The organism is Streptomyces sp. S4.7 (assembly GCF_010384365.1).
GTDB lineage: Bacteria > Actinomycetota > Actinomycetes > Streptomycetales > Streptomycetaceae > Streptomyces.
Window position 1 is genome coordinate 4435228 of the sequence record NZ_CP048397.1, and the last position, 13868, is coordinate 4449095.

Genomic DNA, 13868 nt, shown 5'->3' on the forward strand with positions numbered 1-13868 from the left:
AGCCGACCTCCGAGCTGGGAGAACCACCTTCGTGACCGATCGAACCAATCTGCTCGCCGACTGTGGCAACTGTTTCGGGCTGTGCTGCGTCGCGCTGCCCTTCGCCGCGTCGGCGGACTTCGCCGTCGACAAGAAGGCCGGGCAGCCGTGCGCGAATCTGCGGAGCGACTCCCGCTGCGGCATCCATACACGGCTGCGGGAAGAGGGCTTCCAGGGCTGCACGGTGTACGACTGCTTCGGCGCCGGCCAGCAGGTCTCGCAGGTCACCTTCGGCGGGCGGGACTGGCGTGAGGACCCGGCCACGGCGCGGAAGATGTTCGCCGTGTTTCCCGTGATGCGGCAGTTGCACGAGCTGCTCCGGTATCTGGGCGAGGCCCTGACGATGGCGCCCGCCGAGGGTCCGCACAGCGGTCTGCGCGGTGAGCTGCGGGCCGCGCTCGACGCGACCGAGCGGCTGACCGCGAGCGACCCCGAGACCCTGGTGGAGCTGGATGTCGCCCGCCACCGCGCGGGCGTCAACGAACTGCTGCTGCGCACCAGCGAACTCGTCCGCTCCGGGGTCCGCGGGAAGCGGGCCGAGCGCCGGGGCGCCGATCTGATGGGCGCCAGGCTCAGGGGCGCCGACCTGCGGGCCGCGAATCTGCGGGGCGCGCTCCTGATCGCCGCCGATCTGCGCGGCGCTGACCTGCGGACGGCCGATCTGATCGGCGCCGACTTCCGGGACGCGGACCTGCGGGGCGCCGATCTCACCGGTGCCCTGTTCCTCACGCAGTCGCAGCTCGACGCGGCGAAGGGCGACGCCGCGACCGTGCTGCCGGCCTCGTTGGCGCGCCCCTCGCACTGGTGAGACGGGGGTGGGGCGGGTGTGGGGCGGTGATCGGGTCAGCCGCGCCGTTCCGCCGCACGCAGGTCACGCGCCCGCGACAGCGCGTCGTCGAAGTCACGCTGGGTGTCCTCGGACCAGAGCATCAGGTCCGCCAGGACGCGTGAGAGCGTCTCGCCGGGGCTGCGGCGCCAGCCGTCGCCGGAGAGGGTGTACGTCTCCAGCGCCGCGCTCGCGCGGCGGACGGCGGCGTCCCGGCGGGCGTCCTCGGGACCGTGGACCTCTTCGGGACGGCGGGCGTCCCCGGTCATCCGAGCTCCCTGTGCACCTTGGTGTTGGACGCCTGAGCCCGGGGGCGCACCACCAGCAGGTCGATGTTCACGTGGTGGGGACGGGTGACCGCCCATGTGATGGTGTCGGCCACGTCCTCCGCGCTGAGCGGCTCCGCGACCCCCTCGTACACCTTCTCCGCCCGCTCGGTGTCCCCGCGGAAGCGGGTGGAGGCGAACTCCTCCGTCTTGACCATGCCGGGCGCCACCTCGATGACGCGGACCGGCGTGCCCACGATCTCCAGGCGGAGGGTCTCGGCCAGGACGTGCTCCGCGTGCTTGGCCGCGACGTAGCCGCCACCGCCCTCGTACGTGGCGAAGCCGGCGGTCGAGGAGAGGATCACGACCGTGCCGTTGCCGCTCGCGGTGAGGGCGGGGAGCAGCGCCTGGGTGGTGTGGAGGGTGCCGATGACGTTCGTCTCGAACATCTGGCGCCAGTCGTCCGGGTCGCCGCTGGCGACCGGGTCGGCGCCGAGCGCGCCGCCCGCGTTGGCGACCAGTACGTCGACGGACGGGAGGCGGCCGAGTTCGGCGGCGAAGGCGTCGACGGCCGCGCGGTCGGTGACGTCGAGGACATGGGCGGTGGCCGAGTGCCCGGCCGCGTTGATCTCGGCGGCCAGCGCCTCGATGCGGTCCTTGCGGCGGGCGGTCACCACGACGTGACAGCCGGCGGCGGCGAGTTGGCGAGCGGTGGCGGCTCCGATGCCGCTGCTGGCTCCGGTGACGACGGCGGTGGGCTTACCGGCGACGGTCATGGCGTGCTCCTCGCGCGTGTGGGCGACTGATCGACTCCCGGCCAGGATAGGCAGGCGGTGCGGCTCAGTGGTCGCGCGGGGCGTACATCAGCACGGCCATGCCGAGGAGACAGATGAGCGCGCCGACGATGTCGTAGCGGTCGGGGCGGTAGCCGTCGGCGACGACTCCCCAGGCGATCGAACCGGCGACGAAGACGCCGCCGTACGCGGCGAGGATGCGGCCGAACTCGGCGTCGGGCTGGAGGGTGGCGACGAAGCCGTACAGGCCGAGTGCGACGACACCGGCGCCGATCCAGATCCAGCCCTTGTGTTCGCGTACGCCCTGCCAGACGAGCCAGGCGCCGCCGATCTCGAAGAGGGCGGCGACGGCGAAGAGGGCGACGGAGCGGGCTACGACCATGTGATCAGCCTGCCACGGGGGCGGAAGCGGCCATGGGGGCGGAAGGCGACTCGCCACGCTGACGGTTGGTCAGGGAAGGAGAGTTGTGGGGGTATCTTCCGATGATGCGTGTAATGCACAGAGCGATGATGGTGGTGTCCGCCGCGGCCATGGCCGTGGTGACGGGCGCGGGTTCGGGCTCGGGCGTGGAAGCCCCCGGCGCGGGCGTCGGTGAGGGCGTCGGCCAGGGGGCGTCCGAACACGGGCCCCAGCAGGGTCCGGTCGAGGCCGATGTCGCGCACCACGGCCATGTCTCCCTGTGGGGCGGGTGGCTCGCCGTACGGCTGTCGACCGGCAACCACGGTCCGTCGGACCTGGCCGGAGCCACGGCCAGGCTCGCCTTCTCCGAACCGCCGGCCGCCGGGCAGAGGCTGCCCGCCGGCTGCCTGTGGGGCGGGGACCGGGTCGTGTACTGCCAGTCCGGGGCGCTACGGGCCGACGGACAGGACAGCGAGTTCCGGCTCGATCTGCGGACGGTCGGCGATCCCGCCGAGGTGTCCATGGACATCACGACCGTCTGGAACGGCGGCGCCGAGGACCTCAACCCCGACAACGACAAGCACCACGTGCTCGTCCCGGCCACCGGCGATCTGTACATCTACTGACGCACGGGGCGGCGGCGAGACACCGGCAACTACGCAGCCGCCCCGCCGAATTCGCGCAACGCCTCGTCCACGATCGCCGCCAGCCGCGCGTGGTGCGCGCCGCGCCAGTAGACCCTGTCGCAGGCCGTGCACTGCGCGAAGACGTCGTACGCACGCTGCGTGCCCCGCTCCAGCAGGCCCTGGACCGAGTCCTTGTCGGCCGCCCCGAGCGGACCGTTGCACGCCGTGCAGCGGGTCCACGGGGCGAGCACGGGCGCGAACCGTCCCAGAACGTCCCTGAGCTGGTCGTCCGTGCGGTCGCTGTAGATGTACGCCCCCGCCCAGATCTCCCGGCGCCGCAGCAGGCCCCGGTCGCGCGAGAGCATGACCCGCCGCTCCTTCGCCGAGAGCGCGGCCAGGGCCGGATCGCCGATGTCCTCGCTCTCGTACGCCGCGTCGACACCCAGCAGCCTCAGACGGCGCGCGAGCGTGCCGAGGTGGACGTCGAGCAGGAAGCGCAGCGGCGCGCCCGGTACGCGCTGCGGCCTGGCCACCGCCCGTACCTCCACCGACTCGCCCGCCGACGGGATGTGCGACGTGGCCACCGGGCTTCCGTCGACGACGAGTTGACCGGCCTCGGTGAGCGGGACACCGAGGGATTCGACGACATGGCCGAGCGTGGACGAGCCGTCCGTGGCCACGGCCGTACGCCCGCCGCGCCGTCCGGCCGGGACGAAGACGTGCAGCTCGGAGTCGAAGGTGAGATGGATCTCCGGTCCGTTCACACCGTCAGCATGTCATCGGGCCGCGGGGCGGGCCAGCGCTTTCCGCGCGACCGCGACCGCGGCCGTGTCCGGCGGATGTTCGGGGCCCGGGCCCGGGACGCCGGACAGGTCCTGGCCGCGTTCCGCACGCGGGGTGCTTTCATCTCCATGTGGCCGACCCCGGGTCGGGGCACCGGCAACGGAGCGCTGACAACGGAGCGGGGGGTGCGGTCGCGTGAGCTACACGGGGGTCTGGTCGGTCGGCGCCGTGCCCGACGCCGAGGTCGTCGCCCTGCCCCGGCGGTTCGCGCACCTCGACGAGACCTGGACCGTGCCGGACGGCTGCGCCGAGGATCTGGGCTGGTGGCTGGGCGGCGGCGACCGCGAACCGTACTTCACACCCGAACCGACCCCCGCCGCACACCGCTTCGCCGCGTTCGCGCGCGGCGGCGGACCCTCCGCCCCCGCCGTGGTCGCCATGAAGGAGGCGGCGACCGACCTCCTGCGCCGTGCCGAAGCCGACGGGAGCGATCCGGACGCGCTGTTCGCCGTGGCCGTACGCGAGGGGGAGCCCGCGACCGCGCTCCACCACGGTCTCGGGGCCGAGGCGTCCTCCCGACTGCCCGGCTGGTTCGGGGACTTCCTCCTCACCGCGGACGAGGTGCGGGCCGTGCTCCCCGGCGCCGAGTCCGTGCTGGCCGTGACGGGACCCCGGCGCAGGGAGGTGCTGGCCCGCATCGACGCCTGGGCGTACGCGATGGCGGACGCGCCGGAGGGGGAGTTCGACGGCGCCGGGCTGCTGGCGGGGCCGCTGCGGGTGCTCCGGTACGCCGCCGCACACGGACTGGGCGTCGTCGCCGTGACCGCGAGCTACTGACGCGAGCTACTGACGAGGCCCGCTGACGCGAGCTACTGGACCGAGTGCGCGTACGCCGTCGGCGGCACGCCCACCGTCGCGGTGAAGTCCCGCACCAGATGTGCCTGGTCGCTGTAGCCCAGCTCGGCCGCCAGCGCCGCCCAGTCGACCCCGTCCCGCGCCTCGGCGCGCTCCAGCGCCTCATGGATGCGGTGACGCAGGATGACCCACTTCGGCCCGACTCCCACATAGGTGGCGAACAGCCGCTGCAGCGAACGCACCGACAGCCCGACCGCCGTCGCGAGCTGCGCCGCCCGCCGGATCGTACGGTCCTCGCCGACCAGGCCGACCACCCTCATCGCCTCGTCGGCCTGCGGGTCCGGCCGCGCGCCCAGACCCAGCAGGAAGGCGTCGAGCGCGGCGACCCGCGCGTCCTCGTCGGCAGGGTCCAGGATCGCGCCGACGTCCCCGTCGCTCGCGGGCAGCACCTCGGCGATCGGCACCCGCCGCCCCGACCACTCGGACACCGGCCACGCGGGCGCGAAGGGCCGGAAGCCGCCGGGGCGGAACTTCACCCCGCACACCCGGCCGCGTCCCTCCAGCTTCTGTGTGAACAGTTCGAGGCCGATCCCCGCGACCTCGCCCCAGGGCGGGGCCGCGCCGAACCGCTGGAAGACGACGTTCACCGAGGGGTGCGGGACGACGTGGGAGGCGTACGGCTCCGACAGGTCCCAGTCGATCAGCCAGTAAAGCTCCACGTGACGGCGCAGCTCCGGCGCGGGCAGGCGGCGGCGGAAATCGGCCCGCGCGAAGAGCCCGGAGGCGTCGACGATGCCTCGGGTGTCGCGCCGTGGAGCTGCTGCCATGGCGGGATCCTATGTCGCGTTTGTTCAATACGGAGGAGGGGCGCGGACCGTAGCGTCGGTGCCATGGACGACAAGATCAGCACCCTTCTCGAAGCGGCCGCCGCCGACGCCCTGCCGGTGCTGCGCGGTGTGCGTGACGACCAGCTCACCCTGCCCACGCCCTGCGCCGAGTACGACGTGCACGGCCTGCTCGACCACCTCTTCCAGGTGATCACCAACTTCCAGGCGCTCGCGGGCAAGGGTGAGTCCGACTTCGGCACACCGCCCGAACGTCTGGCGGACGACCGGCGGGAGCGGTTCGCCGCCGAGATCGACAGGCTGATCGGGGCATGGGCCGCGCCGGGCGCGGAGGACGGCCTCACGGGAGCGATGAACATGCCCGCGCGGACCGTCGGCGCGATGGCGCTCGGCGATCTGACGGTGCACTCCTGGGATCTGGCCCGCGCGACCGGGCAGCCGTACGAACCGGACGCCGCCGTCGTAAGGATGCTGGGCGTCGAGTTCACGGCGCTGGCGCCGACGGCCCGGTCGATGAACGTCTTCGGCGAGCCCTTCCCGGTGGACGGGGAGGCGACGCCGTTCGAGTCCCTGCTGGCCGAGACAGGGCGCGATCCGGGGTGGCAGCCGCCGGCCGCCGCGTGAGCCGCGCCCGCCCCGCGCTTGTCCTCGATCACCGGACGGGATCACCGGACCGGATCACCGGACGGGCCCGACGCGCGGGCCCGCGTGATCGCCGACTCCACCGCAGCCACACGGTCCGCCAGCAGGCCGAGCGCCGCGACCGCCCGTGTCAGCGGGTCGCCCTCCGGGCCGCCGAGTGACTGCCTCCTTACATAGGCCGCCTTGATCTCCGCCCAGCGGTCGGCCTGTTCCGGTGTCAGCGAGGACCTCAGTTCGGCCAGGCGCAGCAGGTTCGCCTCCGCGCCCGTGGTGAGGGTCTGGGCCTCGCCCGCGTAGTGGTCGTCGATGACGGCCGACAGTTCGGCGTCGTTCATCACCGGGTCGATGCGCGCCGCGATCTTGTTCATGTTGCGGTACGAGCCCTGGAGCCGGAACGGCGGTGCGGTGCGTGACTCGTCCGTCCGCGCCGCCGACGCGATGTACGCCTCGTTCACGGCGAGGACCGTGCGCCGGGCGGTCAGCAGATGCCGCAGGACGGCGAGGACGCGGTCCAGCTCGGCGGGGGCGTACGGGTGGACCAGGGCCTCGGACGTGGCGCCGGGGAAGCCGTCCGCGAGGCGCACCAGCACGTCGAGGTCGCGCCGGTCGCGGCCCGCGAGGGGCGCGAGCACCGGGTTGGACGTGAGCGCGTTCTCCACGAAGCTCAGCGCGAACACGTCCTCCTTTCCGCTCAGTACGTCGCCGAGGTTCCACACGTCCGCGCGGTTCGCGAGCATGTCGGGGACTCGGAAGCGCCCGCCGGTGCCGGTGTACGGATTGCCGGCCATACAGACCGCGAACCGCTTGCCCCGCAGGTCGTACGTGCGCGCCTCGCCCTCCCACACGCCCTCGATCCTGCGCTGGGCGTCGCAGAGCGCGATGAACTTCTGGAGCAGCTCCGGTGACGTGTGCTGGATGTCGTCCAGGTACAGAAGGGTGTTGCTGCCCGCCGCCAGCGCGAAGTTGATCTTCTCGACCTCCTGGCGCGCGGTGGCGTTCGGTGCCTCGGCAGGGTCGAGCGAGGTGACCGCGTGGCCGAGTGCGGGACCGTCGACCTTCACCAGGAGCAGGCCGAGCCGGTCGGCGACGTACTCCATGAGCGTCGTCTTGCCGTAGCCGGGCGGGGAGACGAGCAGCAGCAGCCCGTTGGTGTCGGTGCGCCTGCTGTCGTCGGAGGTGCCGAGCTGTTTGGCGAGGTTGTCGCCGATCAGCGGCAAATAGACCTCGTCGATGAGCCGGTTGCGTACGAAGGAGGACATGACCCGGGGGCGGAACCCGTCCAGCCGCAGCCGGGCCCGCTCGCCGGTCACCAGGGCGGTGCGCTGCCGCTGGTAGGCGCGGAAGCCGGGCACGGTGTGCTCACGGAAGTTCCGCGTCCTGAGGAGGAGTTCGTCGATCCGTACGGTCATCCGGCGGCCGGTGACGCGCGGATGGCTGCCGAGCAGGCCGTCGACCTCGGCGGTGAGGTCCGCCGTGGAGTCGTACCGGTCGAGTTCCGGGCAGAGCGCGACGGCCACCGCCTCGGCCAGGTCGCCCGCGTCGGCCCGCACGCCCGACGCGGCGCTGTACGAGGTGAGCCATGCCTCGACGAGCTGTCGCCGGGCGGCGAGGCTGTCGTCCTGCGCCTGCTTCAGGTCCTCGGTGAAGGCCGGGCCGCCGGGGGAGCGGTGGAAGCCGTCGAGCAGCGCGCGGGCCGCCGCGCCGGTGACGAAACCGGGCGGACCGCTCGTCAGCTCCTCGAAGAGGTAGTCGGCGACATGGCGCGGATCGGCGTTCGGGACGGCATGTGTCCCGGCATCCGTGACGTTGCCCGAGTCGGTGCCGTGCGCGCCGAAGTCCCGTACCGCCGATGCCACCTCCGTACGGAAGGCGTCGATCCCGACAGCCGGGCCGAACGTCTCGCGCACGCGCGCCAGCGACACCGCCCGCCGGGTCCAGTCCTCCCGGGACCGGGCGCTCACGCCGTGCGCCCACAGCAGCTGCGCCGCCGCGCGGGCCGCCGGCGGGTGGCGCAGCGGACCCGCCTCGTCGTGCAGGCGCAGCAGCGCGGTGAGCAGCGCCGTCGCGTCGTGGTCGTGGACACCGCGCTGGTGGCCCTCGTCGTACGCGGCCTCGGCAGCCGCGCGGACGAGCGCGGGGAGGTCGTCGGCGTCCCGGAGCCCGGCGGCGCCGTGTTCGGCCAGCAGACGGGCGGCCAGGTGCTCGGCGCGGTAGACCTCGGGGGACTCCGACGGCAGCAGTTGGTTCCAGTACGGGCGGGTCGCCTCGAACGCCGGGTCCGTGACGGGGGCGCGGTAGTCGGTGCCGGTGAGCGCGAGCGCCGTGCGGTCGCCGTGCGGGACGAGGGTCAGCTCCGGCGTCCGGGTGTTGACCGCGAAGGTGTGGCGGCCGAGGCGGATCGTGGCGCCGCCGTCCGCGTACAGGTCCGTGCGGTCGCGCAGGGCGCGTGCCGCCTCCTGGCGGGCCGAGGTGAGCCGGCCGTCCAGCTCCTCGGCCCGCACCCGGTCTCCCAGCTCTCGCAGTTCACCGGCCGTGCGGCGGACCTTGGCGACCATCGGGTCGGACGCGAAGTAGGTGTTGACGGCGTCGGTGTCGGCGAGCGAGGAGAGCCTGCGGGTGATCGAGCCGAGCACGCGCTCGGCCGACTCGGCCAGCCGCTCGGCGCGCCTGGCGCGGGCGTCCTGGAGACTCTGCCTGCGGGCCGCGAACGCCTCGTAGACCTCGGTCCGCTTGGCTTCGAGCTCGGCGAGGAAGCCCTCGTACTCGACGAAGCGCGACTCCAGGTCCTCCAGCTGAAGGAGCAGCGAGGCCAGTTGTTCGTCGCAGGTCTCGGGGGTGTCGGCGGCGGCGAGCGCACCGGTCACCGCCTGTCCCAACAGGGCGAATTCGGCGGCGAATTCGGCGCGGCCCTCGTGGTCGAGCAGCTCGGAGCGGCGCGCTTCGAGGGTGGCGCGGGCGCGGTTGACGCCGCCGAGGACGTCCGCGACCCGCTCCAGGACGGACGTGCGGACGACGGTGTCGCCGATGTCGAGCCCCGTGACGACGTCGGTGACGGTGCGCAGCCCGGCGGCGTGCTCCCGGAGACGGTCGGCGACAGGTACGGCCTCGGCGACCGTGGTGATGGCCGCCGCGTCGGCCGTCAGCCGCTCGACCTCCGCCCGGTGGCCGCTGAAGGCGTCCTCGCGTCCGAGAAAGGCGACGGCGCGGCGCGCGGCGGCGTCGATGTCGTCCTCGGTCGCCGCGACGAGGGAGTCGATCCGGTCGGTGTCCGCGTACCGCATCTCCTTGAGCGTCACCAAGTGGCCCTGCGCACGCCGGAGTCCGGTGAGCCGGTCCACCCAGTCGGCCGCGCTGCGGGGTGCCTCGCCGCGGACGCGGCGCACGAGCGCGGTGACCCTGGCGGCGGACTCGGTGAGCGCGTCGGCGGCCTGCTTGGTCAGGGTCCTTACGGTCTCGAACTCGCCGAGCACCTGCTCGGCGGTGGCCCCGATCTCGGCCAGCAGGTCGTGCGGGGCGTCCAGTTCGGGATCGGTCAGCCAGTGGTGACGGTCGGCGGCGCGGGCGCAGGCGGTGGCCAGCGAGGCGTACGCGGCCGTCGTCGGCGTCGCGGTGGGGGCCGTCGTCGCGGCGACCGCGCGGGCGATGGACAGACAGTCCGCGATGCCGCGCACGAGGTCGGCGTTGCCGACGCGGGCGAGGGGCCCGGTGCCGGCGGGGCGGGTGGCGGCGTAGGTGTCGGAGACGTACGGCGAGTGCCAGAGCTGGAGGGGGTGCACCCTCGCGGGCTCGGTCGCGGCGCGCAGGGTCATGAGGGTGCCGTCGTCGAAGACGGCGTACCCGGAGCCGGTCAGCGGCGCCGCGGCCTCCTTACGGATGACGTTGTACGGCAGGAGCAGGGTGCGGCCCTCGGCACGGTCCTGGAAGACGTACAGCACGTCCTCACCGTTGGGGGAGGACACCGCCCGCTCGAACTCCAGGTCTCCCGCGGAGCCCTCTCCCGCGTCCGTGTCGAAGGTCTTGGCGGTGTCGGTGGCCGCCAGGTAGTAGCCGCCCGGGAAGACGATGCCCTGGTCCTCGGGGAGCCGGCGGCAGGACCGGCCGATGCCGTCGAGTCGGGTGACCTTCCCGGTGAGGGTGTTGAGGACCAGATGCCGCCATGCGTCCTCCTTGTAGGGACGCACACGCAGCAGGAGCAGCGCGCCCACGCGCGCGTGGGCGATGTCGGCGTCGGCGAGGGACTGGAGGGGTTCGGTGACGGGCTCGGAGTGGATGCCCTCGGCCGTCTCGGTGTCGTCCTCGGCCTTGAGGGTGAGCGAGCCACCGACCGTGGAGACGTAGGCCTCGCCGCCGACGCGGATGTGCGGGTGCCGGCCGAGGACGTGGTCGTCGCGGGTGGCGGCCGTCCACTCCATGTCGTGCGACGGCGGGAGGACATGGTCCCGGTCACCGCGCGCGTCCAGGAACTGTGCGGTGCCGTCGGTGCGCAGCGCCCAGCGCAGTACGCGGATGTCGACGGCCTTCTCGCCGGTACGGAAGACGGCCAGCAGTCTGCCGCCGAGATGGCGCAGCTGGAGCAGCCGGGCGTCGCGGTAGTAGCGGAACAGCGCGCCGAGCTCTCTTACGAAGGCGGGGTCGTTCAGCAGTCCGGGAACCGCGTCCTCGGGGAGCGGGCCGAGCGCGCGGTCGTGGAGGGCGAAGACGTCGGAGACCGTGATCTCGTTGCCACGGCCCGCGGTTGTGGAGTCGACGGTGTGGCCGAAGAGCAGGGCGTCGCCGACCGCGACGATGTCGCGGGGCACGCTCGCGTGCGGCGTCCGGACGTGTCCGGTGCCGGTGAGCCGCAGCTCGGTGGAGCCGAAGGACTCGGTGCGGCGGGAGTTGAGCGCTTCCGTACGGAGGGCGAGCTGGCCGCCCCGCGCGCCGAGCCGGTCGCGCAGCACCTCGTAGGCGCCCGCGTCGATGCGGGTGTCCGTGCCGGTATCGCTGCCGGCGTGGGCGGGCGTGCCCGGCTCGGAAGCCGTGTCGGTTGCTGTACCCGCCCCGTTGGCCGTGGTTGTCATCTGTGGTCGCTCCCTGCGGGGTCGGCGAAGAGGAGCCGGAGCCGCCACACCCCCGTAGCGGCGGCTCCGGCCGGTCATGTGCCCGCGGTCGGCGCGGCGCGGCGCCGTGGCGGGTTGCGGACCGCCCGCCCGCCCGCCCGGGCGCGGTGCCGAGGCGGGCCGCGCACGGCCGGCCCGTGCGCCACCAGTCCCGCCGGGCGCCGCGCCGCTCCGTCGCGGTCGCGCGCCTCGCGGGCGGTGCGGTGGCTGGGCCGGCCGCGTACGGCCGGTCTGTACGTCGTGCGGTGCGGGACCTCGGCGGTCCGTCGCGGTCGCGGCCCGCCCTGCGGGCGGTGCGGGCCGCGAGTCGGCCACGGAGGCCGTGTCGTCGAAGTCCCGCCTGGACGGCGGCGGCGGGCACGGCACCTCTCCCCCGTGGCCCCCGAGGAGGGCACCGGAGGTGCCCCCGCGTTGTCGGACTCGGCCAAGTACGCCCGGTACGAGCCCGATCCTCCGCCGTGCGATGCACCGCATCGGCCGCCGCCGGCCGCGCACGGCCGGCCCGTGCGCCCCACCGGCCGGGGTCTCAGCCGCTCCGTTGCGGTTGAGGAACCCGCCCGACGGCAGGACGCCGTCAGGGCTTGTCGAGCGCGCCGTTCAGCCTCGCGTCCGGGGCGGTGGCGCCCGTACCGCCCAGCTCCGCGATCGGCATGTCCGCGAGGCCCAACTGCTGGGCCTTGTCGAGCAGTTCGCCCAGCCGGCCGCTGCCCGGTCCCGCACCGCCGCCCGATGCCATCAGCTTCGTCAGCAGCGCCGACACCGTCAGATTCCGCACGTCGGCCGTCGACACCGACCCGAGCATCTTCGCCAGGTCGTCCGTGAAGGTCGCCGACCCGTCCAGCCAGGGCCCCGCCAGCGTCCGCGCGGTGTCCGAGTGCTCCATGAAGCCGTCCAGGCCCTTGCCGAAGGAGATCGACGACACCAGCCGGTCGAAGAAGACGCTGTCCCCGCCGACGATGCTGATGTCCGCGCTCTCCAGGCCCGTCGCCAGCACCGCGGCCTGTGCCTCGGCGACCTGCCGCCGCGTCTCCAGGTCCGCGAGCCGTACCTCCTTGTCCGCCTCCAGGCGCAGCCGGTACTCCTCGTGGCCCCGCGACGCCTCGTCCAGCGCGGCCATCGCCGCCGCCTTCTCGGTCAGCCCGGCCGCCTCGGCGCGCAGCCGCGCCTCCGTCGCCCCGGCCTCCGCGCGCCCGGCCTTCTCGACCGCGTCGGCCTCCTTCTCGCGTACCTGCACCGCCGCCAGCCCGACCGCCGCCGTCTCGGCCTGGATGCCCTCCGCGAGCCGCGTCTTGGCCCGCGCGTCCAGATCCGCGGACTTCACCCGCGCCTCGGCGAGCGTGATCTGCTCGGCGGCCCGGTGGACCGCCGCCTGCTCGGCGGCCTCGGCGCCCTTGATGTCCTTGACCAGCTTCTCCTGCGCCTCGGCCTCCGCCGCGATGACGATCGCCTGGCGGTCGCGCTCGGCGGACTCCACGGCACGCAGCCGCTTGATGGACTCCTCCTGCTCGGCGACCGTACGGTCCACCGCGATCCGCTCGCGGATCACCTCGGCGATCTCCCTGCGCTCCGTCTCGACCTCCTTCTCGGCCGAGATACGGGTCAGTTCGGTCTCCCGCTCACGCGCGATCACCTCCAGGAGACGGTCCTTCTCGATGCGCTCGGTCTCGATGGCGATGACCCGCTCGCGGTTCTTCTCCGCGACGGCGACCTCGCGCGCCTGGTTCTCGCGCTGGACACCGAGCTGCTCCTCCGTACTGAGGAAGGCACTCTGCGCCCGCAGCCGCTCCTCCTCGCGCACCCGCGCCGTCTCGGCCTCCTCACGGGCCCGTACGGTGTCGATCTCGCGCTTCTGCTTGCTCTCGGCGTCGGCCTGACGGCGCTCCAGCTCCAGGATGGCCTCCCGGGCGTCGACGTTCTGGCGGGTGGTCTCCTTCTCCTCGGTGCGCCGGAACTCGTTGGTGCGCACGTGCTCGATCGCCGTCAGTTCGGTGATCTTCCGGATGCCCTGGGCGTCCAGGATGTTGTCGGTGTCGAGCTGCGCGAGCGGCGTCTGCTCCAGGTAGTCGATCGCCGCGTCCTCCAGGCTGTAGCCGTTGAGGTCGGTGCCGATGACCTGGATGATCCGGTCCCTGAACTCGTCGCGCTTGGTGTAGAGATCGGTGAAGTCGAGCTGCTTGCCGACCGTCTTCAGCGCCTCGGAGAACTTGGCGTTGAACAGCTCCTGCAGCGTCTCCTTGTCGCTGGCCCGCGCGGTGCCGATGGCCTGCGCGACCTTGATGACGTCCTCGGTGGTCTTGTTGACCCGGACGAAGAACGAGATCCGGATGTCGGCGCGGATGTTGTCGCGGCAGATCAGCCCGTCCCGGCCGGTGCGGGTGATGTCGATGGCCTTGACGGAGATGTCCATCGTCTCGGCCTTGTGGAGTACGGGCAGGACGACCTGGCCGGTGAAGGTGACGTCGACCTTCCGCATCTTGGAGACGATCAGTGCCTTGCCCTGCTCGACCTTGCGGAAGAGCCGGCTGACGATCAGGAGCAGGGTCACTGCGACGAGCAGGACAACGGCGACGAGCACGCCGACGCCCAAGGTGATGGCATCCATGAGTAGTCCTTGCGTGGAGGCATGAGGGCCCGACCGACGAGGATCAGGTGAAGGAAGGTGAGGTGAGGTGAGAGAAGTCCGCGGGGGCGGC

General features: G+C 73.1%; 11 protein-coding genes. 4 read left to right on the forward strand and 7 right to left on the reverse strand.

The genetic code is table 11. The features are described from left to right. Positions 1–31: 31 nt before the first annotated feature. Positions 32–847 carry a pentapeptide repeat-containing protein gene (locus SSPS47_RS19830; RefSeq protein ID WP_164252227.1) on the forward strand — a complete coding sequence of 272 codons (816 nt, stop codon included), beginning with the start codon at positions 32–34 and terminating at the stop codon, positions 845–847. A gap of 35 nt (positions 848–882) precedes the next feature. Here the strand turns inward: SSPS47_RS19830 and SSPS47_RS19835 are convergent, their stop codons facing one another. The 3 genes from SSPS47_RS19835 to SSPS47_RS19845 form a co-directional block, all read right to left on the reverse strand. After that, complete coding sequence (locus tag SSPS47_RS19835) at positions 883–1134, reverse strand: hypothetical protein (protein ID WP_147874468.1); 252 nt, start codon at positions 1132–1134, stop codon at positions 883–885. Next, complete coding sequence (locus tag SSPS47_RS19840) at positions 1131–1907, reverse strand: SDR family oxidoreductase (protein ID WP_147874467.1); 777 nt, start codon at positions 1905–1907, stop codon at positions 1131–1133. The genes SSPS47_RS19835 and SSPS47_RS19840 overlap by 4 nt, the downstream gene beginning before the upstream one ends. Positions 1908–1971: 64 nt before the next feature. Then, positions 1972–2307, reverse strand: a complete 336-nt coding sequence (locus tag SSPS47_RS19845; RefSeq protein WP_147874466.1) for a YnfA family protein — start codon at positions 2305–2307, stop codon at positions 1972–1974. Positions 2308–2420: 113 nt separating this feature from the next. Between SSPS47_RS19845 and SSPS47_RS19850 the strand changes: the two genes are divergently transcribed. Then, positions 2421–2951, forward strand: a complete 531-nt coding sequence (locus tag SSPS47_RS19850) for a hypothetical protein (RefSeq protein ID WP_343234897.1) — start codon at positions 2421–2423, stop codon at positions 2949–2951. 29 nt (positions 2952–2980) lie between these two features. On the opposite strand, the gene SSPS47_RS19855 is transcribed toward SSPS47_RS19850, so the two are convergent. Next, positions 2981–3715: a Mut7-C RNAse domain-containing protein gene (locus tag SSPS47_RS19855; protein ID WP_164252228.1), complete on the reverse strand. Its 735-nt coding sequence runs from the start codon at positions 3713–3715 to the stop codon at positions 2981–2983. Between the two features lie 214 nt (positions 3716–3929). Here SSPS47_RS19855 and SSPS47_RS19860 point away from each other — a divergent pair, with 214 nt between their 5' ends. Then, the gene (locus SSPS47_RS19860) at positions 3930–4571 is read left to right on the forward strand and encodes a hypothetical protein (protein ID WP_164252229.1); all 642 of its coding nucleotides are present in this window, start codon (positions 3930–3932) and stop codon (positions 4569–4571) included. 32 nt (positions 4572–4603) lie between these two features. On the opposite strand, the gene SSPS47_RS19865 is transcribed toward SSPS47_RS19860, so the two are convergent. Continuing rightward, positions 4604–5416: a helix-turn-helix domain-containing protein gene (locus SSPS47_RS19865; RefSeq protein WP_164252230.1), complete on the reverse strand. Its 813-nt coding sequence runs from the start codon at positions 5414–5416 to the stop codon at positions 4604–4606. A gap of 63 nt (positions 5417–5479) precedes the next feature. On the opposite strand from SSPS47_RS19865, the gene SSPS47_RS19870 reads away from it, so the two are divergent. Continuing rightward, the gene (locus SSPS47_RS19870; protein ID WP_147874462.1) at positions 5480–6058 is read left to right on the forward strand and encodes a TIGR03086 family metal-binding protein; all 579 of its coding nucleotides are present in this window, start codon (positions 5480–5482) and stop codon (positions 6056–6058) included. Positions 6059–6099: 41 nt separating this feature from the next. On the opposite strand, the gene SSPS47_RS19875 is transcribed toward SSPS47_RS19870, so the two are convergent. Both SSPS47_RS19875 and SSPS47_RS19880 read right to left on the reverse strand, forming a co-directional pair. Next, on the reverse strand, positions 6100–11136 hold the full coding sequence (locus SSPS47_RS19875; protein WP_164252231.1) for a DNA repair ATPase: 5037 nt from the start codon (positions 11134–11136) through the stop codon (positions 6100–6102). Positions 11137–11749: 613 nt separating this feature from the next. Next, a complete protein-coding gene (locus SSPS47_RS19880; RefSeq protein WP_164252232.1) occupies positions 11750–13777 on the reverse strand; it encodes an SPFH domain-containing protein in 2028 nt (675 codons plus the stop codon). Between the last annotated feature and the right edge of the window lie 91 nt (positions 13778–13868).

What these genes read in the sequence shown, in the direction of transcription:
- SSPS47_RS19835 (WP_147874468.1), bottom strand. Translation starts at nt 1,134, where the DNA reads ATGACCGGGGACGCCCGCCGTCCCGAAGAGGTCCACGGTCCCGAGGAC.
- SSPS47_RS19840 (WP_147874467.1), bottom strand. Translation starts at nt 1,907, where the DNA reads ATGACCGTCGCCGGTAAGCCCACCGCCGTCGTCACCGGAGCCAGCAGC.
- SSPS47_RS19845 (WP_147874466.1), bottom strand. Translation starts at nt 2,307, where the DNA reads ATGGTCGTAGCCCGCTCCGTCGCCCTCTTCGCCGTCGCCGCCCTCTTC.
- SSPS47_RS19850 (WP_343234897.1), top strand. Translation starts at nt 2,421, where the DNA reads ATGCACAGAGCGATGATGGTGGTGTCCGCCGCGGCCATGGCCGTGGTG.
- SSPS47_RS19865 (WP_164252230.1), bottom strand. Translation starts at nt 5,416, where the DNA reads ATGGCAGCAGCTCCACGGCGCGACACCCGAGGCATCGTCGACGCCTCC.
- SSPS47_RS19870 (WP_147874462.1), top strand. Translation starts at nt 5,480, where the DNA reads ATGGACGACAAGATCAGCACCCTTCTCGAAGCGGCCGCCGCCGACGCC.
- SSPS47_RS19875 (WP_164252231.1), bottom strand. Translation starts at nt 11,136, where the DNA reads ATGACAACCACGGCCAACGGGGCGGGTACAGCAACCGACACGGCTTCC.
- SSPS47_RS19880 (WP_164252232.1), bottom strand. Translation starts at nt 13,777, where the DNA reads ATGGATGCCATCACCTTGGGCGTCGGCGTGCTCGTCGCCGTTGTCCTG.